At 43.5% G+C, this 23,693-nt stretch carries 19 protein-coding genes; 5 read left to right on the top strand and 14 right to left on the bottom strand.

Annotation, left to right across the window (positions count from 1 at the left end; genetic code table 11):
* Positions 1–47: 47 nt before the first annotated feature.
* The 5 genes from FLM53_RS19870 to FLM53_RS19850 all read right to left on the bottom strand — a co-directional run bounded on the left by FLM53_RS19870 (position 48) and on the right by FLM53_RS19850 (position 6,306).
* Positions 48–1,337 carry a DEAD/DEAH box helicase gene (locus FLM53_RS19870; RefSeq protein ID WP_176679716.1) on the bottom strand — a complete coding sequence of 430 codons (1,290 nt, stop codon included), beginning with the start codon at positions 1,335–1,337 and terminating at the stop codon, positions 48–50.
* A gap of 204 nt (positions 1,338–1,541) precedes the next feature.
* Complete coding sequence (locus tag FLM53_RS19865) at positions 1,542–2,282, bottom strand: DUF1223 domain-containing protein (RefSeq protein ID WP_176679717.1); 741 nt, start codon at positions 2,280–2,282, stop codon at positions 1,542–1,544.
* Positions 2,283–2,433: 151 nt separating this feature from the next.
* Positions 2,434–2,622 carry a hypothetical protein gene (locus tag FLM53_RS19860; RefSeq protein WP_017059812.1) on the bottom strand — a complete coding sequence of 63 codons (189 nt, stop codon included), beginning with the start codon at positions 2,620–2,622 and terminating at the stop codon, positions 2,434–2,436.
* 312 nt (positions 2,623–2,934) lie between these two features.
* Positions 2,935–3,936 carry a TerC/Alx family metal homeostasis membrane protein gene (locus FLM53_RS19855; protein WP_048662004.1) on the bottom strand — a complete coding sequence of 334 codons (1,002 nt, stop codon included), beginning with the start codon at positions 3,934–3,936 and terminating at the stop codon, positions 2,935–2,937.
* 630 nt (positions 3,937–4,566) lie between these two features.
* Entirely contained in the window at positions 4,567–6,306 is a 1,740-nt protein-coding gene (locus FLM53_RS19850; protein WP_176679718.1) for a bifunctional UDP-sugar hydrolase/5'-nucleotidase, read from the bottom strand.
* Between the two features lie 238 nt (positions 6,307–6,544).
* Between FLM53_RS19850 and FLM53_RS19845 the strand changes: the two genes are divergently transcribed.
* Positions 6,545–8,332 carry an ATP-dependent endonuclease gene (locus FLM53_RS19845; RefSeq protein ID WP_176679719.1) on the top strand — a complete coding sequence of 596 codons (1,788 nt, stop codon included), beginning with the start codon at positions 6,545–6,547 and terminating at the stop codon, positions 8,330–8,332.
* A 184-nt stretch (positions 8,333–8,516) separates the two neighbouring features.
* On the opposite strand, the gene FLM53_RS19840 is transcribed toward FLM53_RS19845, so the two are convergent.
* Both FLM53_RS19840 and FLM53_RS19835 read right to left on the bottom strand, forming a co-directional pair.
* Entirely contained in the window at positions 8,517–9,011 is a 495-nt protein-coding gene (locus FLM53_RS19840; RefSeq protein ID WP_017631155.1) for a DUF1097 domain-containing protein, read from the bottom strand.
* A gap of 204 nt (positions 9,012–9,215) precedes the next feature.
* Complete coding sequence (locus tag FLM53_RS19835; RefSeq protein WP_017631156.1) at positions 9,216–10,121, bottom strand: LysR substrate-binding domain-containing protein; 906 nt, start codon at positions 10,119–10,121, stop codon at positions 9,216–9,218.
* A 273-nt stretch (positions 10,122–10,394) separates the two neighbouring features.
* Here FLM53_RS19835 and focA point away from each other — a divergent pair, with 273 nt between their 5' ends.
* On the top strand, positions 10,395–11,846 hold the full coding sequence (gene focA, locus FLM53_RS19830; protein ID WP_017631157.1) for a formate transporter FocA: 1,452 nt from the start codon (positions 10,395–10,397) through the stop codon (positions 11,844–11,846).
* Positions 11,847–12,202: 356 nt separating this feature from the next.
* Here the strand turns inward: focA and FLM53_RS19825 are convergent, their stop codons facing one another.
* The 3 genes from FLM53_RS19825 to FLM53_RS19815 all read right to left on the bottom strand — a co-directional run bounded on the left by FLM53_RS19825 (position 12,203) and on the right by FLM53_RS19815 (position 13,707).
* Positions 12,203–12,772 (bottom strand): YceI family protein, encoded by a 570-nt coding sequence (locus FLM53_RS19825; protein WP_132763107.1) that lies wholly within the window; start codon positions 12,770–12,772, stop codon positions 12,203–12,205.
* Entirely contained in the window at positions 12,769–13,308 is a 540-nt protein-coding gene (locus FLM53_RS19820; protein WP_017067366.1) for a cytochrome b, read from the bottom strand. Before FLM53_RS19820 ends, FLM53_RS19825 begins: the two co-directional genes overlap by 4 nt.
* A 153-nt stretch (positions 13,309–13,461) precedes the next feature.
* A complete protein-coding gene (locus tag FLM53_RS19815) occupies positions 13,462–13,707 on the bottom strand; it encodes a DUF2164 domain-containing protein (RefSeq protein ID WP_176679720.1) in 246 nt (81 codons plus the stop codon).
* Positions 13,708–13,997: 290 nt separating this feature from the next.
* Here FLM53_RS19815 and FLM53_RS19810 point away from each other — a divergent pair, with 290 nt between their 5' ends.
* Both FLM53_RS19810 and FLM53_RS19805 read left to right on the top strand, forming a co-directional pair.
* On the top strand, positions 13,998–14,630 hold the full coding sequence (locus FLM53_RS19810) for a hypothetical protein (RefSeq protein ID WP_017631160.1): 633 nt from the start codon (positions 13,998–14,000) through the stop codon (positions 14,628–14,630).
* 577 nt (positions 14,631–15,207) lie between these two features.
* A complete protein-coding gene (locus FLM53_RS19805; protein WP_176679721.1) occupies positions 15,208–15,945 on the top strand; it encodes an EAL domain-containing protein in 738 nt (245 codons plus the stop codon).
* A gap of 232 nt (positions 15,946–16,177) precedes the next feature.
* On the opposite strand, the gene FLM53_RS19800 is transcribed toward FLM53_RS19805, so the two are convergent.
* The 3 genes from FLM53_RS19800 to FLM53_RS19790 are packed head-to-tail and all read right to left on the bottom strand — an operon-like array spanning position 16,178 to position 21,377.
* Complete coding sequence (locus FLM53_RS19800; protein ID WP_176679722.1) at positions 16,178–19,237, bottom strand: efflux RND transporter permease subunit; 3,060 nt, start codon at positions 19,235–19,237, stop codon at positions 16,178–16,180.
* The gene (locus FLM53_RS19795; RefSeq protein WP_176679723.1) at positions 19,234–20,289 is read right to left on the bottom strand and encodes an efflux RND transporter periplasmic adaptor subunit; all 1,056 of its coding nucleotides are present in this window, start codon (positions 20,287–20,289) and stop codon (positions 19,234–19,236) included. Before FLM53_RS19795 ends, FLM53_RS19800 begins: the two co-directional genes overlap by 4 nt.
* A complete protein-coding gene (locus tag FLM53_RS19790; RefSeq protein ID WP_176679724.1) occupies positions 20,289–21,377 on the bottom strand; it encodes an efflux RND transporter periplasmic adaptor subunit in 1,089 nt (362 codons plus the stop codon). Before FLM53_RS19790 ends, FLM53_RS19795 begins: the two co-directional genes overlap by 1 nt.
* Positions 21,378–21,527: 150 nt before the next feature.
* Between FLM53_RS19790 and FLM53_RS19785 the strand changes: the two genes are divergently transcribed.
* The gene (locus FLM53_RS19785) at positions 21,528–22,268 is read left to right on the top strand and encodes a TetR/AcrR family transcriptional regulator (RefSeq protein WP_017631434.1); all 741 of its coding nucleotides are present in this window, start codon (positions 21,528–21,530) and stop codon (positions 22,266–22,268) included.
* A 123-nt stretch (positions 22,269–22,391) separates the two neighbouring features.
* Here FLM53_RS19785 and FLM53_RS19780 read toward each other — a convergent pair whose 3' ends face one another.
* Positions 22,392–23,663 (bottom strand): DEAD/DEAH box helicase, encoded by a 1,272-nt coding sequence (locus FLM53_RS19780; protein WP_176679725.1) that lies wholly within the window; start codon positions 23,661–23,663, stop codon positions 22,392–22,394.
* Between the last annotated feature and the right edge of the window lie 30 nt (positions 23,664–23,693).

Here is a 23,693-nt window from a genome sequence, read left to right as displayed (position 1 = left end):
GGCGCAATTAAGCGCCTTAAAAATATCGATGGTTTACTGAATCACTATCAGTTGTTTTTCAGCCAAACATCTTGGTTTTGTGCTGCTTTCTTCTTCTTTTTCTTCTTACCGGTGCCAGCAGGTGGCGCAACAGGTTTAAGCGCTGCAATCAGTTCAGCAACCGCTTCTGCATCCACTTCAAAGCCTTCGATTTGCTCACGCTCAAGACGAATCTTGTTCTTCTTCTCGATGATTTTGAAGTGATGGTAATCTTCGTGATCGATTAACGATAACGCTAGGCCAACCTCACCTGCACGACCACTTCGGCCAATACGGTGCATGTAGTCTGATGGGCTACGCGGTAAGTCAAAGTTGATAACAACTGGAAGCTTTTCGATATCCAGACCACGAGCAGCGATGTCTGTCGCGATCAGAACATCGATCTCGCCAGATTTGAAATCTTCAAGGATACGAGTACGCGAGCCCTGACCTTTATCGCCGTGAAATACTTCTGCAATGATGCCGCGTTTGTATAGCTTGTCTGCTAGGTGTTCACAGCTGTTCTTTGCATTCACGAAGATCAGAGCTTGGCGCCATTCGTGTTGCTGAATTAGGTGCGCTAGCAATGCTGTCTTACGGCCTTTTTCGACTTCGAATACACGCTGAACCAGTGTGCTCGCATTTGCACTTTGAAGTTGAACTTCAATTGGGTCAGTCAGTAGCTCATGAGTAAGCGTTTGAACTTGCTCTGGGAACGTTGCAGAGAACAACAGAGTTTGCTTCTTGCTTGGCAGCAGCTTCAAGATAGCGTCTAGTTCTTCTGTAAAGCCAAGGCTCAACATGCGGTCAGCTTCATCAAGCACGAGCGTTTTTACTTTATCAAGCTTGATAGCGTTGCTTGAAATAAGGTCAAGTAAACGACCCGGTGTCGCCACCAAGATATCTGTGCCGCCACGTAATGCTTGCATCTGGGTGTTCACAGACACACCACCAAATACGCAAACAGTCTTAATCGCACCGTTAAAATGCACTGCGTAAGATTTAACGCTGTCAGCAACTTGCTTAGCCAGTTCACGAGTAGGCACTAAGATAAGGCCAGAAACGAAGTTACCTTTACCCGAACGACGGTCTAAAGGTGCATCTTCATGGATCTGTTGTAACAGAGGAAGTGCAAATGCAGCGGTTTTACCTGAACCCGTATTTGCGCCTGCAATTAGATCGCGTCCTGCTAACACACTTGGAATAACTTGCGCTTGGATAGGCGTTGGCTGTTGGTATTCAAGCTCGGTAAGACGAGCCATCAAAGGAGAAATTAAGCCAAGATCAGAGAAGTTGGTTGGTGTCGTGGTGTTAGTCATTAATTGCAGGAACTCAAAGCTAAAATAATAGCGCGCTATATTAACGTATTTCAGCTGTATTACGTAACTAAATCGCCCATTTCAAGCCTCTAACAGCAATTTAGACCAAGCAGAACGGGACAAAGACGACACAGTAGCTGTTTAGTGTCGCCCAACCTGCTTTGCTTCATAAATATAGGACTGTTGAAATTGAGTTCCCTGAGTTTAATTCAACCACCCTGCTACCGTCTGTTCAGGTGCATACGAATTAGGTGCGGTTAACCATACAGCTACGGCATCGGGCGAAGCCACTAGCGGATCAAAGTCCACATTGAATTGCCAATCGGATTCGCCACGTTGGTAACCGTCGTACACCACCACAAAATCGTGTTCGAGTTTCTTACCTCTGTTTTCGCCTGCTTTTACGCTGGTAACTTCGTTCATCGCTAACAAGGCAATATGAGCCACATAATCACCTTTGCCTTCGTAGCTCACGCTGAACGTATCGCCTTTATGATTGACCGTAAGCTTGGGGTTATTTTGTTGTGGGAGCGAAGGTAACGTTCTATCGAGCCAATTGAAATAACCGCGCCACTCTTTTCCATCAACAACAAAACCTGGAGTATAGACCCCGCTCGTTACCCCATATGCTTTATACAAACGTTGCTTCTGACTGAAGGCTTTGCTCGCGAACTTATCCCCCCAACCGAGGTAATCCCAGTAATCGACGTGATAAGCGAGCGGGATGACTTGTGTCCAGAGTGCTGGGTCATCTTCAAAAGTACTGAGGTAGGCATCAGCAGGTGGACAACTCGAACAACCTTCAGAGGTGAACAGTTCGATAACCTGAGCAGGTTGCCCTTCGTTACTCCAGGTTTGTGCATTCGACACTGAAGAATAGAAGCCGATCGGTAAGGCAAATAAGCAGAGTTTGATCAATGATGTGTTGTGTTTGGCGTGTGACATACCGTGATCCTCATAGAAGCTACTTATCTAAAGACCGCGATACTTAACGTTTTCTTTCAAATACAAATTGTTTCAGATACAAAAACGCCAGCTAAGAAGCTGGCGTTTTTTTAATTCTGTCTTTCTTTTATTCTATGCGTTTACGCTTAGATTAACGGTTAATACCGATATCGCGTTGCATGTGACCAGATAGGTCGCTTGCGTAGTAACTACGTGGAGAGTTGTCTACGAAAAGAATATCGAAAATGTGTGCAATCAATCCTTTGAAGTTAACCGAGTAGGTCTTCTTATCCATAGAGTTAGGAACAGCGATAGTATTCATTTGTACTGCTTGAGCCATGATTGCCTCTCTATAAATTTGTTTGTGTGTTTCGTTCTGATGACAAGAATAATAGGTGATCTTTTGCAGGTTAAAAAATGACTAAAATTGGATGTTCAGATTAGTTTTTCTAATAAAACAAACCATTAACAACACGTCGAAATACATATGCATTAGTAGTGATTTAAAATTCAATATGATGCTTAAATCATGCATTTAGTACAAATACCCCTCAAACAAAAGTGGCCGATGTCACAGAAATTTTACATGAATAAATTTCCTGCTTCATCGAGCACCTATCTCTTATCGAGTTTTCGATAAGTTATATTTGTTTTAATTTACTTGTTCAATGTCTGGCTTCTTTGCATAAATCGACGCTATAACCGCAATCGTCATCGTTGAAATCAGAACCGCTAAAGACCAGTAAGTTGGGATAGCCCATTCACTGTCGACCAGTAGCATTTTCACACCAATGAAGACCATGATGAATGCCAGTGCCGGCTTCAAGTAGATGAACTTATCCATCATACCTTGAAGTACAAAGTACAACGAACGCAGGCCAAGTAACGCAAACACGTTAGCAGCAAGTACCAAGAACGGTTCTTGTGTTACCGCGAAGATTGCAGGGATAGAGTCCAGTGCAAACATCACGTCCATGACTGCGATAGCACCAATCACCAACATCATTGGTGTTAGTACCCATTTGGTACCCTGTTTAATCATGAGTGCTGGGCCATGGAAGTCTTCCGTTACCGGCATGATTTTACGAAGTAGCTTTTCAGGTAGTGTATTCACACTCTCTTCTTCGCCTTTATCTAACGCCAGTTTAATACCAGTACCAATCAAGAACGCAGCAAACACGTAAAGTACCCAGTGGTATTCAGCCAATAGTTGCGCGCCTAGTGCGATCATAATTGCACGAAGCACCAATGCGCCAATTACGCCCCAAAGAAGCGCACGAGGTCGTAGATGCTCAGGAACTTGGTATTGAGCGAAGATCATCGCGAATACAAACAGGTTGTCTACGCTCAGTGATTTCTCTAGTAAGTAACCGGTGATGAATGACACTGTTGCTTTTTGCGCTGTGTAGTCGCTATTAGGCGCGTAAATGTCCCAAAATAGGTAGATAGAACCTGCAAACAAAAACGCAAGTACAAACCAGAAAACACTCCAGATTGCCGCTTTCTTGATAGTGACGTTGCCACCACGAGTCTGATAGATATCAATAGAGACAAGAATCACCGTCAGCAGGAAAAAGCCCGCATAAGTCGTCATGATCGGCGATGAAAAAAAGGATTCACTATTTGTAGATAATAGAGATTGAGTTGAGTTCATTATTCCTCCGGGCGGAAGAACTGTACAAAGACCTTCCGCAAACAAAGCATATCAAGTTCCATTACGGATCTTGACTGTGATTGCGTTGGTCTCGTTGAAGTGAAATATGGGATTTCACCTTTACATACCGGATAGACACTTGGCCTAACGAGATGACGATATGTAAACTTGCGCTAACTACTCCCCAAACGCGTGGATAATATTCCCCTAACTTTGTTTCGTCTAGATAAATTTGCAGAAATAAATAAAAAAGGAGCAAAAAGCTCCTTATTTATTTCTACCGGCTTGTCAAAACGACACTCGTATTGATTCCAAGAATACGATGAACAGGTTTTGCCCTATTCCCGTTATTCAATCAAACTGCTCACGAGTACCTTTTGTGTGCAGCTTGTCAGAAAGTGCATCTCAAACCGCATGTCTTATAAACCTACAGTTATAAACCTGCTGTTGGTACTAAGTACACTAACGCAGACCAAACAGACACCCAACCAACAACGGCAGCCGCGTCTAACCAATCTTTCCTATCCATGCTTTGCCTCCACAGGAAGTTACCCCGGAAATAAAGCATAAACAGTGCCAATTTTATAAATCACTCAAAGTAATGATACTAAGCGAAAATATTAGATGCGATTACCTAAAACACTCCATGCAATTCAACGGTTCGTTGTGTTGAAGTGATTCAGGGTGCTCTTGTAAAAACGCAATGAAACAGTCTGCCATTGAGTCGGTTGTGACGATGCCATCTCCGATCATATCCAAGACTGCGTTATAACCTTCTTTCCCTTTCATTGTATAGGCCGACGATGCGCCGCGATAAATACGTTCGCGCGAAACTGCCTGCCAACCACCCTCTTCAGAGTGGATTTCAAGGTGATGAATTCTGTGCCCTAGAGGTGCTTCTTTGTGGTAACAGAACCTTAGGTTGTGTGTGTAAGGGAAGCTGCCCGACCCTGTACCAACCACACCATTATCCAATGCGTTATTGATAGCACCTTCCAACATGCCTGCGATCGTTTCACCTCTGACTTCATACACACCAATAGGTACGGCAAACGGTAGTAGTTTTCCGGCAATATCGGCAACCGAAACATCACCGCTATTCAGTGAATTTCTTACACCGCCAGAATTGTGGATAGCAAAATCTACCTGATGACCTTTCTTGTTCATCAAGTAATGGAATGACTGAGCCACCAATGGCGCAAGTTGACTTGGCCCTTGTTCATCAGGGATACGTACATGGCGAAGTTTACTATCAGCATGAGCAATGACTTGCTGCTGAAGCTTGCGAACTCTAGGCTGATACTTGTCCGTCAGAATACTCTGTAATTCAGGATCTTTCTTACACACTGCGATGTTCTGGTGATTGTTCAAAAACTCACACGCCATATCATGCGCATCGTCTTGCCCTACTTCACTCAGTTTGGCGTCTATAAAGAGTCGGCGACCTAATAACAGTTCGTTCTTGCCATTAAAGTGCGTCACTGGACCTTGAGCATCGAACTCGATTTCACAGTGGCCTAGGCTCATTGCGTGGAAACCGGCTTGCACAACATAGGTGTCGCCAATTTTTACTCCGTAGTCATCGTCTTTCACTAAGCCGATATCCGAGAAATCACCTTGCAAGCGGTGACTATGGCCACCAACAATCACACCGATGCCTTGCACATTCGCCGCTAGCTCTAAATCAGCTTCATAACCAAGGTGACTAAGCAGTACTATCTTGTTAATGCCAGCCTGGTGAATTTGTTCTATGGTTGCTTTTGCCGTTTCTAATGCATTTTCAAACGGTGTATCAATATCTGGGTTAGCGATACCCGACATCTTGTCGATGCTTAAGCCGAAAATGGCAACTTTCTCGCCATCAAACTCTTTCGTTATATAAGAAGCACTTCGTGTTTCCGTCAGGTAAGGCTTAACAATGTCGTTGTCCGCTAAGGTATGAGTTTTATTGATATCCTCATTCGATAGATTCCAGTTACCGGCCAACAGTGGGAATTTGATTCTTTTCGCGAAAATCGCCACGGGCTCATTACCCATGTCTAGCTCATGATTACCAAGCGTCATGGCATCAATATTAAGTGCATTCAACAGATCAGCGTTAGCTTTCCCCTTGAACAGAGAAAAATACAAGGTGCCTTGAAAGCAGTCCCCAGCATGCAGGAACAAGGTTCCAACCTTTTGTCGCTGGGCATCTTGTTCTATTTGTTTAAAGCGCGTTGAAATTCGAGCAAAGCCACCAGCACTGACATAAGGTTCAATGATGTGGTTGTTCATTTTAAGTGATAGCTGTAATGAGGTTGGTTCGAAGTATGAGTGGGTGTCGTTTATGTGTGCCAACACTATTTTTGTCGGCTTATTCTTTTTAGTCATATTTTCTTCTCTCTTTGTCCCTTCATACTAGGTCGAGAATCATGACAGAATCGTGAATTTTATGAAACTGCACTGCAAAAAAATACTCGAGATAGATCAAAAATCTCATTTTGCGCCGTATAAATAATCAATGGGTTTTGTGACCAAAGAGCATACCGAATTGCTAATTTTCGATTATGATTAAAGATATCTGTTAGCTTTCAAACAATTAGCAGAGCCTTCCGTTAGGAGTAAGCCTATGCAACTAGAAAGAATCGAGATTTCTGGCTTCCGAGGTATCAAGCGCATGTCACTCGCGTTTGACGAGCTAACCACGCTTATTGGTGAAAATACTTGGGGTAAGTCTTCATTATTAGATGCCCTTTCCGTCGTTCTTCCTTCAGACGGTGTGCCATATCACTTTGAAATGACCGATTTTCATGTCGATTACTCAGTTTCACACCCACAGTCTCAACATCTTCAAATTGTTCTCGCATTAAAGGCTAACGACAAGAGCGAACTCAACGCTGGTCGTTATCGTAAACTCAAACCGATTTGGGTTCAGGATGAGTTCGGTGTCTATCGTATCTATTACCGAATCAGTGCCACATTAGAACAGTACGAAACCACCACACACTACGCATTCTTAGGTTTGGACGGCAATCCGCTCAAGCTTCACCATTCTGAAAAGCTCGCTCAAGAATTAATGACCTTGCACCCCGTGATTCGCTTACGAGATGCAAGACACTTCGATCGTCCATTCAATGGCAAGTCACTTAACCATAATGGCCACATCCATGGCAATGCGAACGGCAATGGAACAAATGGTAACGGTGGGAATGGCGCTAATAATAACAATAGCAATAACAGCAACAGCAACAGCAACAGCAACGGTAATGGACACGCTTCTAATGGAAATGGGAATGGAAACGCTCGTCAAGCTCGAATAGAGAAACGCATTGATAACACCTGTCGTCGTTTAATGGCGATTCCTGGCCACGTAAACAAAGGCGAGATGCGCAGCAGTTTAGAATCAATGCAAAGCCTGATTGAACACTACTTTTCTTTCAAGAGTAATTCTCGTCGTAATCCTAGAAAGCAGCGCGATGGCTTACTCTATTCTGCAGGTGCTAATGATCAGAGCATTCATCAGCTTGTCGAAGAAACGAAGAACAAACAAACTCGTTTATTATTCATGGGGTTACTGAACGCTTATCTACAGGCTAAAGGGCCAAATGACTTAAGACGATGTGCGCGCCCTCTTTTGATCCTTGAAGATCCCGAAGGTCGATTGCATCCAACCCACTTGGCAAGGGCTTGGAGTTTGATGCAAAAACTGCCAATGCAGAAAATCCTCACCACCAACAGTGGCGATCTACTCGCAGCTGTGCCTCTTCAATCGATTCGCCGATTGGTACGTCAGTCCGACAAAACCATCGCTAATCAACTCAACATGAACCACTTCAGTAAAGATGAGCTAAGACGAATTGGTTTTCATATTCGCTTCCACCGTTCAGGTGCACTGTTTGCACGTTGCTGGCTATTAGTAGAGGGCGAAACAGAAGTATGGTTGTTTAATGAGTTAGCCAACCAATGTGGCTACAACCTTGCGGCGGAAGGTGTGCAAATTATAGAGTTTGCTCAATCAGGCCTCAAAGCACTGATTAAGGTCGCGCAAGAGTTTGGCATCGACTGGCATGTCGTTACAGATGGCGACGCGGCAGGTAAAAAATACGCCGCAACGGTACTCTCAAAACTTGGTAACGACCAAGAACGTCATCGCTTAACTGAGTTACCGGACAAAGACATCGAACATTACTTATACATGAATGGATTCGAGAACTTTTTCAGGGACATGGTTAAGATCCCGTACGACCACCCTATCCCTCCTAAGAAAGTCGTCGCTAAGGTATTGAAGAAACACGCTAAGCCTGACCTTGCACTGGCTATCGTCTCGCACTGTGAAAACCAAGGACAAGAATGCATTCCATTGCTACTAAGATGGACGCTAAAACGTGTTATCACCATGGCAAACGGGAATACCTAAGCCTTTAGCTTTTCTGATAGACGCTATAGGTTCTTCTGCAATTAAGATCATCGTACTTTTAGAGTAACCAAAACCAAAAAAGGCACACCAAGTGGTGTGCCTGTATAAATCGATATACAAATTAATTGGGGGTTATCTTGCAAGAGTTCACAGTGACTAAACTATCGTTTGCTTAATGTATACATCAAGCCTTTGCTTGTTTAGCGTGTTGTTCAACAACTTCCGAAGATTGGGTCGATTTCTCGTGAAGCCATAGCCCAGTTGCTTTCATTAAGTATCCAAATACACCACCAAGCAGTAAAGATGGTACTACAAGTTGCCAATCGCCACCTGCGGCAAACGTTGCACAGCAACCAATGAAGGTGCCTGGGATATAACCTAGCCACGCTTGTTTTGCTTGGATACACATAAAGAAAGCGACAATAGCAGTAATCACATAGCCTAAAATCTCTAACCCTGCGAAGGTTGAGCTTTCGATAATCACCATTGCCCAGAATACGCCTGTCATGTTGGTTAGTAAGCTACCTGCCAATCCTTTTACGCCGCCTGTTGGCGAAGCAAAGTAACTGGTGCAACCTAAGAAACCTGCCCATGACAATAAGCCGAAAGAGATAGCTATCCATCCCCAAAGACCTGACAAAATACCTGTTGTTAATGAAATCGCGACTAATGTACTCATACTATTTCTAAAGCCTAATTACGTAATTGAACGCAACCGGATTTAGCCTCACTTAAAATCAAGTAAGCATACTATGGTAAGAACGCCTTCTTTTAGCCGATCGTGATCACATTAATAATGTACACGAATGTGCATTTATCACTAGATAGAGACCGACATCGCTTATTCAACATATTTAGTTATTAGTATTTTATCAAATTACCGTTATAGAACTGACGGTTTGCCTTTCATCATACGCTTGCCTTCACGCTTAATGCATTCAGCAAGTGGGTTTTCTGCCATGTCGGCACGCCAAATGAATGAAAGCGTACGTTCCATCTCAAGCTCTGGAACATTCAAGGTAACGAGTTGACCTGATTCAACAAACTGCTCGACGTCTAGATAAGGTAAACACGTTAAATATGGGCCGTTTGCTACCAAACTTCTTAAAACAGGAACGTGTTCATACTCTCGCCAAACATCAAGATCACCAATTAAATGATGAATAGAGCTATCAAAAACTTTGCGAGTACCCGAACCGTGTTCGCGTAATACCCACTTCGCTTGCTCTAGTTGCGCCAAACTCACTCTTTCACGCTTCGCAAACGGGTGATGAGCGGATGCAACTACCGTTAAATGGTCCGTACACCACACTTCTTGGTGAACTCGGCTGTCGTCACAACGGCCTTCGATAACACCCAAGTCATATTTGTAATCTAATACGCCATCGATAACGGCGTCGGTACTTTGTACACCGAGCGAGATTCTCATCTCTGGAAAGTCGTTATCAATAATACTGATGAGGTCTGGAACCAAGTGTTCTGCGGGTGTTTGGCTCGCACCTAATTTGAGCTCTCCGCTCAATAAATGCTGCTCATAGAAGCCCATTTCTATTTGCTGTGCGTCTTGCAGTAAACGCTTCGCTTTTGGCCTTAGCCACATGCCCCAATGAGTAAGGGCCATTTGCTTGCCCTGCCTTTCAAACAAAGGCCTGCCGAGCATTTTTTCCAACTGTGCAAGAGACATACTTGTCGCTGATTGAGTCAACGCCAACTTGTCTGCGGCAATACTAACACTCCCGGAATCTGCCACTGCATCAAATACCGCGAGTTGCTTTAATGAATAACGCAAAATTCATCCTTAATGCTTTTAATTATTTGTGTCCTGATGCTCGTTTTTTATCAAGCCGATGAGCAATCGATTTCATTCTACTCGTAACCCAAGCTATATCAATAAATTTGATGTGGTTTTTAAAAATTATCAATTTTACCTCTACCTCGCTACCCCCTAATCTGGAATGGCAGGACACAACGAGCCCTGCAAAACATTACTGATTAACCATTACGGATTAACCAAGTCATTAACACTAGGAATTACACATGACGGATTGTTCAAGGGGGGGATATGGCAACCAGCACTTCTGAAAATCATCAACTGTTCTCACCAACAGAAATGATGGCGGAAGCAGAGAAGTTTGCATTAAGCAAAGCAAATAAAACCAGCAGCATGACATTGAGTTTGGCAATCATGGCTGGCGCATTCATCGGGCTTGCTTTTTTATTCTACATCACGGTAACCACGGGCAGCGCTGATGCTGGATGGGGATTGAGTCGCTTAGCCGGCGGTCTTGCATTCAGTATGGGTTTAATCCTGATTGTGATTTGCGGTGGCGAGCTGTTTACCAGCTCAGTGTTATCAAGCATCTCATGGGCTAACAAGCAGATTACCTTCACTAAGATGCTGTCTATTTGGGGCAAAGTCTATGTCGGTAACTTTATCGGTGCCATGTTCCTTTTGGCTCTAGTAAGCGCAGCTGGCTTGTATCAATTGGATGGTGGGCAATGGGGCTTAAATGCTCTGAATATTGCTCAACACAAGCTACACCACAGCCCTGTTCAAGCTTTTGCTTTGGGTGTGCTTTGTAACTTATTAGTGTGTTTAGCCATTTGGTTAACGTTCAGCTCTGCTAATGCGATGACCAAAGCCATGATGACTGTATTACCCGTGGCAATGTTCGTTAGCTCAGGCTTTGAACACTGTGTGGCGAATATGTTCATGGTTCCACTAGGCATCACGATTCAAGCATTCGCACCAGAAAGTTTTTGGATGCAAATTGGCGCAACACCAGCCCAGTACGCAGACCTAAACATCATGAAATTTGTCACCGCAAACTTGGTGCCAGTAACAATCGGCAACATTGTAGGTGGTTCGGTATTGGTCGGCTTAGCCAATTGGAGCATCTACCGCCGCCCACAACTTAAAGCAGCAAAAATTACTGCAATTACACAAACAACAGAAATTACGTCAGTTAAGGAAATCACTATGAACACAGCAACGACTATCAAGCAAATCATGAACACTCAACCAATTACACTAAGCGTAGAAATGCCTACATCAGTGGCAATTGATTCACTTTTAGACGCTCAACTTGTTAGCGCTCCTGTTTGCGATGTTGAAGGTCGTCTGGTTGGTATCTTCTCTGTTCACGACGTAATGGTTGACCTTTGGTGCCAAGATTACATCCCAACTAAAGGCCAAAAAGTTGTAGACCTAATGAGCCGTGACGTTGTGGCAATCGATGCAAACGACAAGCTGGTTGATGTAGCTGAGTTCCTATGTATCGATAAAGAGCAACTGTACCCTACTACGAGCATGGGCTTCGCAACTCGCCTGACTTCTCTTTCTCTAGAAGAGCGTGCAAAAGCGATGAAAGTGAGCCAGCCACATATGCTTCCAGTATTGGAAAACGGTGTGATGGTGGGTGTTCTTACTCGTACTGAGGTGATGCAAGCACTTCGCCCTATCTACGGTGACCGCCTAAACGTAGTACCAAAAGCGGAACTAGAAACGGCTTAACTGGTTAACGGTTTAACTTGCAATGGTTTAACTAGGAAGCGTGTAGCTAACGACTGTTTTACTAGGAAGTGGTTAGCTAACTAGGACAAGGTTAAACAATTAGGGATTAGTTGTTCACCTCGAAAATCAGTCATGGCAACGTTGACTGGCTAAAAGTAAATGGTGGCTTAAAGCGCAACTAAAGGTTTGACACAAAACAGATCTAAACGCGTTACCATTTACCATAATAAAAAGGCGCAAAGTGAATACTTTGCGCCTTTCTCTTTTTCTAACGGTTGCTTTGCTTTCTAGGTATCTATTCAACTTTTGGGGTTACATAAAAGATTGATACCAGCCAGCAATCATCAATGGCTAGATTACTTCTTTACACCTTCAACGTGTAGATCCATATCTACGTAGCTTGAAGCGCCCATTACTGGAATGTTGAAGTCAGCAAGTTCTAGACGAGTTGTACCAACGAAACCAGCACGCTCACCGCCCCATGGGTCTTGACCAGCGCCGATGAATTCAGCTTCGATAACGATAGGCTTAGTTACGCCGTGAAGTTTAAGGTCACCCATTACTTCAAGTTTGCCGTCGCCTTTATCAACCACTTTTGTGCTGTTGAAAGTAGCGTCAGAGAATTTACCTGCATCAATGAAGTCAGAGCTACGGATGTGCTTGTCACGTTCTGCGTGGTTTGAATCAAGACTTGTTGTATCAATAGTTACGTTTACTTTTGATGCTTCAACGTTGCTTTCATCAAATGAGAAATCACCTGAGAATGTGTTAAAACGGCCTTGGATAAAGCTGTAACCTAGGTGGCTAACTTTAAAGTTAACTGAAGCATGCGCACCTTTTGTATCAATCACGTAATCAGCGGCGTTCGCAGCGAAAGGCATTGCCATAGCAAATGCTAATCCTGTAGCGATAATTGACTTTTTCATTTTGAAGCTCCTATCATTTTTCGTAGCGTATCGTCTTTGTCGATAACGTGGTGTTTTATCGCCGCTAAGGCGTGCACTGATGCCATAATGATCAGTACCCATGCAGCATAGTAGTGAACCGTACCTGCGAGATCAGATTGATTTGCAAACAGTTCACCCATACTTGGTACAGTGAACCAATTGAATACCTCGATCCCGCGGCCATCTGATGTCGAAATCAAATAACCTGAAATAAATAAAACCGCTAAGTTGATGTACATGAAGCCGTGAGCGATCTTCGCTGCTGCCACTTCATAGCTTTTACCTTCTACTTTAGGTGACGCGGTAACTAGCTTCCAAACCAAGCGGATAACGGTAACAGCAGCCAAAAGAATGCCTACCGAACGATGATAGTCTGGCGCTGTTTTGTACCACTCGCTGTAGTATGAAAGATCAACCATCCAAAGGCCTACACCAAATAAGCCAAATACTGCGAGAGCTGAAATCCAATGCATCGCTCTTGCTAAAGGGTTGTAATTTCTAACGTTGTTGTCCATGCATCTCTTCCGAATGTTAACGAGTAGTGTAGTTTCGAAAAGCGTACCCTACACCAAGTTTGTGTAACATATTATTTACCAAGCTTTACATTGGTAACATCATTTCAAATTAAACGAGTTATTCAAATTATTTGAACAAGTTTGGGCTAAACGTTAGATTTCAACGATTTGTTCAATCTCGTAAAGCTCATCTGAGATATCTAACATTTTACGCTCCATCACTTTTTGGGCGTCTTCTATCCCTTTGTTGTAGTAAACCGCACCAAACTTTTTACTTATGAAGTCGACCAAGAATTCCGTGTCGAACTGGCCAAGCTCCACATCGAGTTCATCTTGCAGGTATTTTTGAAGAGTATGAGTGAGCTCAGACTTTTGCTTCGAATCTAGTTGAATGATCATGAATGTTTCCAAGTAAAGAGTAAATAAATCCATCGTGAACAGCTGACTAAACTATAATCTAGCTAACTCACTGGTAACTTTGCTGCTAAAGATAGTCTTTCTAACTGATTAGAATTCCTCATAATTTAGAATTATGACCAGCGAAGTGCCAGTGCTATCCATAAAATCGCTCCGTAATCGCTAATTTTGATAGAGGGATCAAGAACTCGCACTTTGGCGATAGGTAATGACACATTAATTACCGTACTATTGCCCATCAATAAGATAGTAACTGTGTATAAGGGACTTCATTGTTATTAGATCTCGTGATTAAAAGCGTCAATCAGTTTCAAGACGATTGTCTAAAACTCTGTGAGCGTCATTACCCTACGGTGCATAACCAAGGGATCAGTGAGCATCACATCGGTAAAGCCTTTGCCCGACGAATGGAACACACCTTCGTAAGCTTTAATCATGCGAGTAACATTAGCCCACTTGAAATGCTCTCCTCTCGAGAAACGCCCCGCCACTTCCGAATCTCTTCTGAAATCGGCACAGTTTGGATGATTAGCCACCATATGGTGAGCGCGGGAAAAACGTGTCGTAAAAAGTTGATGTTGGACATTCATAACTGGCAGCAAGAGTACGGATTCGCGATTCAACCCAATGACGTTTTGATCATTGTTTCTGACCATTGGATAAGCCGAAGTAAGAACAGTGGTGAGTTGTTGCACTGGTGGATGGGAGAACTCCCAGACGAGATAACCGAATACAGCCAACAAGGCATCACGTTAAGAGAGAGTGATTCTCAATTCGCTGCTGATTTAAATAATAACTTTAGAATCAGTCCGTGCTTTATTAAATTTGGCCACCCACTAAAACGGTCAGGGAATCAACAATTGGTTCGTAAATACCTGCAACTTTATGCCGTACTTCAATGGTAGGGATAATACGGGTCAACTTTTTAATTCAGTATTGAAAGTAAATTGTTAGACCTTCATCCCAATATTTTATAAAAGACACTCAATTATTGCTCATTAATTATTCGAACGTTCTAATCGAATTATTAATAACTGTTCTTCCGATGCTATCGATTTTGAGAGATAGATATCACTTCTATGTAACCAGTTAAGTATCTTTATTTTCTAACTTTGACATTCACCCATAATCTAAGCCTTTAACCCTACTTTTGGCTGGTGTATCGCTGCTCTAGCTTTATATTGGTTGGGATTGATATGTAAGGCGTTACTCAGCCATTAAATTCACAGCAACTATCAAACCCAGTGAATGATAAGTTAAATTAATGGTTAATATCATTTATCATGCTGATTTTTCGTTAATTATATTTATTTAAATATTGACCCTGCAAATGAGTTTTTATTAATTGACAATTTACTAACACCTGTCAATATTGTGACAGCCATGACGTATATTTTCGTCATTGAATAAACACCTTTATTAGCGACTATGATTTTATCAGACAGAAGTGAATTTATTAGCTGTATATCTGTGGATGCCGATATGCAGTTTATTGCGAAATATCAAGACCTAACACTGCGAAGTGTCTATCAACCTATATTTGACGACTCAATGACTCAGATAGGCGTAGAGGCTTTGGTGCGTATTTCGAATAGCAAAGGGGATATTGTTCGTCCTGATCACTTCTTCCATTCCGATAACACCTCATGCACAGATAAGATCAATGTAGAGAGACTCAGTCGCGCTATTCACATTCGTAACTTCGCACAGTCAACTATCCGTCATTTGCACCTATTCTTGAACGTTCTTCCAAACGTTGGTGAGTTATTTGCTGCAGAAAAAGTCAGTGACAGCCTTCTGGCAAAACGTCTTCATGAGTTGAACCTTTCATGTGAGCAGATTGTGATGGAGTTAGTAGAGCTGAATGCAGAAAGTGAAGAGCGCTTGAAAGATGCAGCCCTCTCTCTTGCGGAGAATGGTTTTCAAATCGCGGTCGACGATTTCGGAACGCAAGCATCAACAGAACAACGCGTTCGCCACATTAATCCTCATATCATTAAGATCGATCGCTCAGTGATGTTAAATTTTGAGCAAGGTGACACACGAGAAATGGAATTAGTTCTCGATCTAGCGAAGCAAATCGGCGCTAAGACTGTCATCGAAGGCATTGAAACAGAGCATCAACTCGCGGCAATGCAAAGCTTGGGTTTCGACATGTACCAAGGCTATCACCTTGCCATGCCTAAGCCAATTGAGTTGGATATCCGTTTAGCAATCTAAAACCGCCCCTACTCTTCCTAAAGCCGCTGACCACACTGGTTAGCGGATTTTTTGACACCTGTCATTTAAGACATTGATCTGTTAACGAATTTCTTTGGTCGTCTAACGGTCTTCATATCGCTTTATGCGAACGGATGTTTTCTTAAACCAACGCAGTGCCAAATCCCAAGCATAAAAAAGCCCAGTCGAAAGTGACTGGGCTGGCTTAAAAGAATCTGTTTTATATCAATCCCTAATAACCCGCAGTGGACGGTTTGATTCTATATAGAATAGCGAACATCACTGGTACTACTATTAGCGTTAGTACTGTAGCAAAGCCTAAGCCTGCCATGATGGTAATCGCCATCGAGCCGAAAAATGCATCGAATACCAAAGGAATCATACCCAAGATAGTCGTCAGTGCTGCCATAGATACCGGTCGTACACGACTAATCGCACTGTCGACAACCGCCAAATATGGGTCTTTACCCGTTGATAGTTCACTGTTGATCTGGTCAAGCAATACAATACCGTTCTTCAAAATCATGCCGCTTAGACTCAACAAGCCTAGGAACGCCGTGAAGCTGAATGGCATATTGGTACCTAACAGACCAATTGAAACACCAATGATAGAGAGTGGAACCGTAAACCAAATCACAAGCGGCTTACGAACCGAGTTAAACAGAAGCATCGTGATGATAAACATCAGCAAGTAACCCATTGGCAGTGAACCAAACAAAGATTCTTGCGCATCTTTAGAGCTTTCGTACTCACCGCCCCAGCTAATGCTGTAACCTTCTGGTAAATCTAATGCTTCTACCTTTGGTTTCACACGAGCAAACAGACTCGCTGGTGTTTCATCACCAAGTACATCGTGGTCAGCCAATACCGTTAGCGTACGTTTTCTGTCGCGACGCTGAATCAGTGGCTCAGACCATTGAAGCTCTACGCCATCGATCACTTGCTCAACTGGGATGTAAGTTTGTAGCGATGGGCTCCAAATCTTCACATTGTTTAGCGATTCGAAATCAAAACGCTCTTCTTCCGGTAAACGCGCTACGATAGGTAACATATGAGTACCATCACGCAGTAGGCCGATGTTGTAACCACCAAACGCCATCTGTAACGTCTCAGACAGATCAGTTTTTGAAATGCCTAAACGACGAGCCTTAGATTCGTTGAACAGCGGCACAAGTTCTTTTGTGCGTTCACGCCAGTCGTGACGAACATTTCGAGAGCCTGGATCAGCAAGCAAGATGTCTTCGACTTCAACCGCAATGTTACGCAGTACTTGTGGATCGGCACCGATGATACGCGCTTCAATTTTTGAAGCCGGTGATGGGCCAAACTCAATCAACTTGAACTGGAACGTCGGTTGTTCAAATTCGTTCGCTAAGTCTTTGTCTAACGCCGCTAGAGCCTTAAACATAGTGTCGCGGTCAGTCGTTCTTACTTGTAACTGGGCGTACGCTTCGTAGCTTTTCTCTGGTTGGTATGTAAGAGCGAAACGCTGCATACCCTGCCCAACCGTTGTCGTAACAAACTCCACATCGTCTTGTTGACGAATGTAGCTTTCAACTTTTTCAGTCTGCTTGATGGTTTCACGAACATCGGTACCTTCTGGCATCCACATGTCGACGTAGAACATTGGCGTGTTTGATGGCGGGAAGAACTGCTGCTTCACCATACCAAAGCCAACAATTGATGCCGCTAGCAAAGCAATCATGCTCACTACCGTTAACCATCTGAAGCGCAATGCGAATTTCAGAGACGCGCCGAATACAACAAACAGAATACCTTTGTATGGGTCTTCATTCGCATCAACCTTGTCTTCTTCTTTCAGCATCATTTCTGCAAGGAACGGCGTCAGTGTTAATGCCGTAACCCAGCTTAAGAACAATGAGAAACACAATACCCAGAACAGTGAACCCATGAACTCGCCTGTTGCGTCTTTCGACAAACCGATCGGCGCAAAGGCTGTGATAGCGATAATGGTCGCACCCAATAGTGGCCATTGTGTTTGTGTCACTATGTCTTTTGCTGCTTGAAGTTTGGTCTTACCTTTCTTCAAGCCAACCAGAATACCTTCAACGACAACAATCGCATTATCCACCAGCATACCCAGCGCGATAATCAGTGCACCCAATGAGATACGGTGCAATTCGACATCGTTGTAGTCCATCAGGATGAAGGTACCGAATACCGTCAGTAGAAGAACCAAGCCGATTATCAAACCACTGCGTAAACCCATAGCGAACAACAACACAATGATAACGATCGCTACCGCTTCAACGAGGCTGATTAAAAAGTCAGCCACTGATTTGTCTACTTCTTGCGCTTGGTTGTAGAAGTAGTTCAGCTCTACACCTGCTGGTTTAATACTTTCTAGGCGATCCAGCTCCGCATCCAGTGCTTTACCAATCTCAACCACGTTTACGCCTGAAGAGAACGCAATACCTAAGTTGATTGCTGGTTTACCGTTGTACGTTAATACATTGCCCGGCTTTTCTTGAATACCGCGAGTCACTTCAGCGACGTCTTTCAAGCGAATGAGGTTACCTGTATCGCGACCATGAATGATCAGGTTTTCTAGCTCTTCAACCGTACTTAATGTGCCGTTTGGCTTGATCGTTAGGCTTTGACCATTCAGCATCACCTCGCCTGCCGATACCACACTGTTTTGTTGTGCTAACAGTGACGTAACCGTCGACATATCTAGGTTCAATGCGGCTAAGCGTTCCAATGACATCTCAACAAACAGTTGTTCTTGTTGGTCACCAGCAATGCTTACTTTACCGACACCGTCGACCAGTTCGATTTCACGCGTTAGGTAATCTGCGTACTGTTTTAGCTCAACGTAGTCGTAGCCATCACCGGTCAACATGATCATCACACCGAATACGTCACCAAAGTCATCAATGATCTGAACAGAATTCACACCACTTGGCAGTGTTGGCTGTAGATCGTTGATCTTACGGCGCATTTCATCCCAGATTTGTGGCAGCTCGTCGGGACCGTAGTCCATCTTCATGCTGACCATAATTTGAGACATACCATTCGATGAGGTCGATGTGATCTTATCGATGTAAGGGAGCTGTCTTATCTCTTTTTCAAGCGGGTAAGTCAGTTCTTCTTCAACTTCCATAGATGTAGCGCCAGGGTAAGTTGAAATAATCATTGCATCTTTAATGGTAAAAGCTGGGTCTTCTAAACGGGATAGATTACCAAAAGACGTCACACCGCCAATGGCCAAAATGACTAGAAACAGCCAGCTGATTACTTTGTTCTTTATTGAATATTCTGCGATGTTCATTCTGCTTTTCCTGACAATTGGATTCCGTCACGGAGTTTTCTTAGATTCGAATTTACGAGTAGTTCACCTTGCTCAACACCATGAGCGATAAGTGCGCCTTGGCCGCTGATCTTGTCGACTTCCACTTCGCTTTTGAATGCTTGGCCGTCTTCCATTTTCCACACATAAAATTGGTTCGCTTCAGCGCCTGCTTGCAGCGTCGTCATCGGTAACTGGTAGCCTTGAACATCACTCAGGCCCGCTTTCGCCATGTCGACATTTACTGTCACGCTCGTACCCGGCAGAATTTCACTTTCAGGTTGTTGCATCTGCATCCAAAACTCGTATGTACGTGATTGTGGATGCAATTCACTGGTGTGCTCTAGATACGTCAGAGGATATTCTCCAGAGTGACCACCAAAGGTCGCTTCAGGACGGTAGCTACTTGAGCGCATATCAGGGCTGATCGACGCTAAGATCGAATCGGATACTTGGATTCGTACGTAAACTTTATCGTTCTGATACAAACTAAGAAGCGTTTCACCCGGTGTCGTGTTTTCAAAACGCTGCTTATCAACGGTAGAAACCGTGCCTGAAAATGGTGCTAGCAACTCTGTGTAGCTCAGTTTGCGTTGTGCCGCAGCCAAATTAGCCGATGCCAGTTTGTAGTTAGCGGTTAGTTGGTCGTGTTCCGATTGCGACAACATCTTGCTACCAAACATCTCAGTACCGCGAGACAATTGCTTGCTCGCCAGTTCAAACTGAGATTGAGCATCCGTTAAGTCTTGTTTGTATGTCGCGTTGTCTAGGGTCGCCAGTAGCTGACCTTTTTCAACTTTGTCACCCGCTTCAACCAATACTTGTTGAATCTCACCAGCAAGCTTGAATGCCAACGGTGTCAGTTCTGCAGGCATCACCTGACCGTTAAAACTTCTGAATTGATCAGTAAGTGGTGCCCCAACTTCAAAGGTCGATACCAAAAGTGAAGGTTGTTCACGGTGGTCTGTTTCGTTATTACAAGCTTGAAGTAATAACGCAGATGCAACCACAACTGATAATTTGGAAAGGTTCATTAAATACCGCCCTCACGTAACCAAGCTTTTACTTGCTGTCCATCTGATAACACATCCACACCTGCTTCTACGATTAGGTCGCCAGAAGAAAGGCCATCAATCACCTTGCCCTGTTCATCAAGGGTAACTTGTACTTTAGAAATCAATTGCGATTTTGGGTTGTAGCGCCACAGTTCACCGTGGTCTGCGTCTTTGCTTAACCAAGCAGAATCAACAATACCAATGCCGTAATCCGATCTATTTTTCTGAACTTCCACTTGCGCTGTCATGCCAGAAAGCAGATTGATGTCTTCAGGCTTTTCGATAGACACAACCGCTTGATAGCTGTTGGTGTCTTCGTCTGGTTGCGTTGAGATCTCTTTGAAACGCGTTGGAATACGAATGCCGCGGTGGCTATCCATCACAACCCACATGTTTGAGCTTGTTAGATCTTGAATTGAACGGTCTTCAAGCTTTGATACCGGAATAGAGAAAGTCACATCCATTTCACTGTGATTCAAAATGTTAAGTACCGGCTGCTTTTCTGCGATTAATTGGTATTGCTTACCGAACACCATCGATACCACGCCATCGAATGGAGCAACTAATGTGGTGTAACCAAGGTTTGTTTTTGCTTGGTCCAACTCAACTTCAGCGGCAGTAAAGGTGTTTACGGCTTGGTCGTAGTAATCCGTGCTCACAAGCTTCTTCGAGTACAACTCAGACGCTTGCTTGTATTGGCTGTTCGCCAAATCAAATTTTGCTTGTGCTGCATCAACGGCAATACGGTAATCCGTCGCATCTAACACGGCGAGTACCTGTCCTTTCTTCACTTCTTGTCCCATGCGAACAGAGAAAGTTTCAATATCTCCACCCACATTAAAAGAAAGCGCAGCACGGTCGGTCGCATCCACTTTTGCGATAAAACTATCAAGCTCAATATCTGTCTGTTGAGGGATCTCAAACAGCTTTACTGGCTTAACAACTTGAACGGTTTCTTCTGACTGAACCTTATTACATCCGGTCAAAGAGCCTGCGAGTAATAGTGCGGCAAACGCCACGCCTATCTGCTTACTCGGCTTGGCTTGAATAGACAACTTGGATTGCATGATGCTTCTCCATTTAATTATTATGATTTATTACACAGGTGGGCAGTATATTGAAAATTTTAGATTCCACAAGCTTTACTTTCCACCTGTGCAGTATTTTTTATTTCAGTAAAAACAGTGTAGAATGTGGTAATCAGGTAAATGTGTGAAATGAAGATGACTGAAAAGAAACAAGGTAGAAGAAGCGCGAAAGACGCTGAAGAAACTCGATTTCAAATTATGGCGGTTGCAGCGGATATGTTTTGTGACTGTGGCTATGACCGTGTATCACTGCGAAACATCAGTGAAAAAGCTGGGGTATCCCATAGCCTAATCCGCCACCACTTTGGTAGTAAAGAAAAGATATGGCATGCAATAAGTGATTGTTTACATGACTATTTTCAGTCTTACATCGGTAAGATTGTTGAAGAGTTGCCAAAAGGTATTGCACCGAACATCTCTATCTATTTATTTAGTATGCGTCTTTTCACCAACATGATTCATTCACGCAGACCAATGCAGCTAATTTCAGATTCTGTTCGACAAGAAGACAACTTGGTTGATTATTTTATCGACAACGTTGGTGATGTTGAGAAAGAAATTAATGAACTAGCAAAACAATATAACGACGTTAATCCAGACAATCTGATCAATATTTACGAAGTTAAATGGCAAATGATCATTTACGCTAACGCTGCGGTCTGTTTAACCCCGTTCATGGAAAGCACATGGAACGAAGGTGACATGAAAACTTCACCTGAAGAATCCCTACTCAAGCATTGGCAACTCTTCAACTCACAAATGGTTAGTAAGTTTCGAATCGAGGATGAGTGGGTACTTAATCCAACTGCACTAGAAGAGCTGATTTACGAAGTACCTTGTGTGTGGAAGTGCAATCAAGAACATCATTAATCCGATGCTTTTGTTTGCTCTGCCCGTAAATTAATTTACTTGATATAAAAAAGCGCCGTTACAGAATCAACTGTAACGGCGCTTTTTAGTATCTTATATATTGTAGATCTTTAATCTGGCTGATTAACGACGTGCTTTGCCACGGTTTTGGTGGATCTTAAGCTTCGCTTTCATCTTACGTTTTTCTGACGAGCGACTCTTGCTACGACCACTGCGATCAGGTGCAAGATCTTTTTCAAGGCTTGGTTCAAAGCCATCTAACCACTCTTGAGGCAGGCGCGTATCCAGTAGTCGCTCAATGTCACCCAATAGGTAAGCTTCGTCTTGGCTCATCAATGAAATTGCCAAACCGCTGTTACCGGCACGACCTGTACGACCAATACGGTGAACGTAGTCTTCCGCTTTAAATGGCATATCGTAGTTCACAACTTGTTCCAACTGCTGAATATCGATACCACGCGCTGCTACATCAGTTGCGATCAACGCTCGTACCTTGCCTGACTTGAAATCATCCAGTGCTTTTTGGCGCGCACCTTGGCTCTTATCGCCATTGATTGATGCCGCTTTAATGCCATCTAGTTTAAGCTCTTTTACTAGCGCATCGGTACCCTGCTTAGTTTTAGTGAATACCAGCACTTGTTGCCAGTTCTTTGAACCGATCAAGTAAGCCAGAAGTTCACTCTTACGCGATTTATCAACCGGATAAACCATCTGAGTCACAGTGTCTGCTGTGCTGTTTTTCGGCGTCACTTGAATTTCACTTGGCGACTTCATCATGCGGTACGCAATCGCTTTGATTTTGGTATCGAACGTTGCCGAGAAGAACAAGGTTTGGCGAACTTCATTCATACGCGAAAGAATGCGTTTGATGTCTGGCATGAACCCCATGTCCAGCATGCGGTCAGCTTCGTCCAATACCAACACTTCTGTTTGGCTTAACATGATGTTCTTAGTGAACATGTGGTCAATCAAGCGGCCAGGTGTCGCGACTAAGATATCTGCGCCACCACGTAATTTGTCGGTTTGAACCTTCATGCTTACGCCGCCGTACGCTACAACCACTTTAATGTCAGTGCCCTTCGCGTAGCTAGTGAGGTTGTCAAACACCTGCTGTGCCAGTTCACGTGTTGGTACTAATACCAATGCACGAACTAACTTAGGGTTTGGAATCACGTTGTCTTTCGTTTCGATTAATCTTTGGATAATCGGTAAACCAAACGCAGCCGTTTTACCCGTACCTGTTTGAGCACCAGCTAGTACGTCTTTGCCTTCTAATACCAATGGAATCGCTTGTTCTTGAACACTGGTTGGAGCCGTAAAGTTAAGCTCTGATAGCGTAGCAAGAAGGTGCTCAGACAATCCTAGTTGGTTAAAAGATTTAGTAGATTCAGACATAGTATGATGCTCAAAGATTAAATAGGCGCG

It is taken from the genome of Vibrio sp. Scap24 (assembly GCF_013394185.1).
Classification (GTDB): Bacteria; Pseudomonadota; Gammaproteobacteria; order Enterobacterales; family Vibrionaceae; genus Vibrio; species Vibrio pomeroyi.
The sequence above is the reverse complement of the archived record's forward strand: the minus strand, read 5'-3'. Positions and strand labels throughout refer to the sequence as shown.